The sequence below is a fragment of the Bacillus sp. GMs2/2 genome (assembly GCF_050172095.1).
Classification (GTDB): Bacteria; Bacillota; Bacilli; order Bacillales; family Bacillaceae_G; genus Bacillus_A; species Bacillus_A cereus.
On the sequence record NZ_JBNLYE010000437.1, the window covers coordinates 1 to 2,957 of the forward strand.

Below are 2,957 nucleotides of genomic sequence, written 5' to 3' on the forward strand. Positions count from 1 at the left end.
ATTGAACAAATCATGATTGGTTTTGTACCACAATTAGATGATGCTAATATGAGCTTTTATATTAAAAGTGATGAAGTGCTGTATGTAGAAGTTGATGTGGCACTTATAGTGAGACTATTTGAAAATATAATAGGTAATAGTATTATGTATGGAAAAGATGGAAAGGAAATTGTAATTGGAATTTCTAATAAAACAATGAATGTTGAAGTAGAAATTAAAAATTTTGGACAATGTATTCCGGAAGAGGACCTTCCTTACGTTTTTGAGAAATTTTATCGTAGTGAAAAATCACGTAGTTCTTATACTGGTGGGAAAGGAATGGGGCTTGCAATTTCAAAAAGTATAGCCGAGCTCCATCAAGGGGATCTAACTGTACGTAGTAACGATAAAGAAACAGTTTTCACTGTGAAATTACCGCAGTATAAAAAAGTAAGAAAGTCGTAAGTATTTCTTTTATATGTCGTAATTTTTACTTTGTATCATTGAGAAAAAGGATATGAGAGTAGGGATGCGACATGTGGAAGAAATTTTTATTAGTGATTATAGTTTCTTTTTTAATTATAAGTTGGATCTTAGTTTATGTAGCTAATGGTGTTACATCAGTTTTTGTTTGGTGGAGTATTCAGGCTTTTAGTTTTATTTCAGTTTTCCTCTTGATAGGATCAGTAATAATATTTTTTTGGAAAGGCATTTTTAGAAAGCGGATAGATAGAACGCTATTTTTAATCATTCTGTTTTCTATCATTGGAGCTTGGCCTGTCGGTTGGTTTGCTAATATAGGTAGAATTGCTTACCCAGCAGATATACAATCTATGAGTCCTAAAGCAGTAGTTCGTGTTCCTTTGAATGAACGAGCATTAATAGGCTGGGGCGGTGATCAGTTAGAAACGAACTATCATGTTATAAAGCCAAATGAAAGGTGGGCATATGATATCCTCATTCCACCTGCTGAAGTGAAAAGTAGTAAGTTAGAGGATTACGGAATATATGGAGCGAAAGTAATGGCACCAGCTTCTGGGACGGTTGTATCAATCAATAATGATGAAAAAGATTTAATTCCCGGATTGGATGATTTTCAGTCAATGGCAGGGAATTACATATATTTACGGATAGATGAAACAGAGACATTTTTGATTCTTGCCCACTTAAAGAAAGGGTCCATTAAAGTTAGAGAAGGACAACGTGTAAATGAAGGAGAATTTCTTGCTCAAGTCGGTAACTCAGGAAGTTCAAGTGAGCCACATTTACATATCCATCATCAAAGGCAAAATCCGTCTAAGGTAAGTATGTTTTTTGCGGAAGGATTGCCACTTTACTTTCGAACTGAAAATGGTGTCATGATGCCGGAAAGAGGGACATACATAAGTGGTAACTAGAAGAAAATCATTTCATCCAAAAAGGGTATTCCAAATTAAAATTGGAATACCCTTTTTCATTATCCTACAAATGTTTGATACAGTAAGAAGATATTTAAAATGATAACGAGTGCTGCAATTATCCAAGCGATAAATGTTGTTATACGGTGGTTAACGAGTGCACCCATAATCTTTTTGTTACTTGTAAACATAATAAGTGGTACTAGCGCAAATGCAATACCGAATGATAAGACGACTTGGCTCATGACTAGAGCGTAAGTTGGATTTACACCTAAAGCGATAATAACTAATGGTGGAATCATTGTAATAAATCGGCGTAAGTATAACGGAATATGCATGCGAATGAAACCTTGCATAATAATATCACCCGACATTGTACCGACAGAAGAGCTAGATAGTCCTGCTGATAAAAGTCCAATCCCAAATAATGCAGCCGATACAGGACCTACTAAATTGGTAAATTGAGTGTAAGCAACATCTAAATCTTCAACGTGCAAGCCGTTTTTAAAGAATAGTGCAGCAGCAACAATTAACATACTTGCATTAATTGCTCCAGCAATAACCATTGCAATAATAATATCGATAAATTCGAAACGAAAAATCTTTTTCTTTTGTTCGTCAGTTGTTCCGACCACGCGGCGTTGTGTTAATGCAGAATGCAAGTATATTGCATGTGGCATAACTGTTGCACCTAAAATCCCTGCTGCAAGTAATATACTGTCTACACCTTGGAATTTTGGAATAAATAGTCCTGAAAGAAGGGGACTTAATTCTGGTTTTGCATAAAAAACTTGAATCCCAAAAGCAATTACTACAATGAAAATCATTCCTGTAATAATAGCTTCTAGTGGACGAAATCCTCTACGTTGAAACTCAAGAATAATAAATGATCCGGCTGCAGTAATTAAAGCGGCAGGTAGCATCGGGATTCCAAATAGTAAGTAAAGCCCCAAAGCAGCTCCAATAAATTCCGCTAAATCTGTAGCCATAATAACTAGTTCACCTTGTATCCATAAGCCGATAGACACAGGCTTTGGAAAGTTTTCACGAGCTATTTCGGGTAAATTGTTTCCTGTAGCAATTCCTAATTTAGCTGATAAAGTTTGGATTAATACAGCCATTAAGTTAGAAGCGAGTATAACCCATAATAGTAAATATCCATATTGTGAACCAGCTGCGATATTTGTAGCAAAGTTGCCAGGATCAATATAAGCAACGGACGCGATAAAAGCGGGTCCTAAAAATGGTAACAGTCTTTTCCAGCCTTTTGTTTCTCCACTTAAAGCTAAGTGAGCTGATTGTACAGTTGTACTTTCAGAAGGGAGATGTTCATCTTTTGTTATATCTTTATTCATAGTAGTTTTCCCCTTTAAAATGTTAACTTGATGAAATTATTGTATTTATTCTTACTCATTATTTCAATACATTTAAATATGTTATGTGATAATTTTATTTGAACACGAAAGTTTCCTTAATGCAAATTATATGCCTTTATGCAATGGATGGTGTGATAACGTAAAATGAATTGGGAGTTTATGGTGTGATGACATGGGGAAACATAGTGAATTAAAGGGCTGTTTT

The 2,957-nt window shown here is 35.0% G+C and carries 3 protein-coding genes; 2 read left to right on the top strand and 1 reads right to left on the bottom strand.

All coding sequences use genetic code 11. The features are described 5' to 3' along the window. Positions 1 to 444: sensor histidine kinase (locus ACQGS6_RS25650; protein ID WP_426965819.1), on the top strand; the 444-nt coding region annotated here is incomplete at its 5' end. Between the two features lie 71 nt (positions 445 to 515). Then, a complete protein-coding gene (locus tag ACQGS6_RS25655; RefSeq protein WP_000265532.1) occupies positions 516 to 1,376 on the top strand; it encodes a M23 family metallopeptidase in 861 nt (286 codons plus the stop codon). Positions 1,377 to 1,435: 59 nt separating this feature from the next. Here ACQGS6_RS25655 and ACQGS6_RS25660 read toward each other — a convergent pair whose 3' ends face one another. After that, a complete protein-coding gene (locus tag ACQGS6_RS25660; RefSeq protein ID WP_001030677.1) occupies positions 1,436 to 2,731 on the bottom strand; it encodes an Nramp family divalent metal transporter in 1,296 nt (431 codons plus the stop codon). Positions 2,732 to 2,957: the final 226 nt, after the last annotated feature.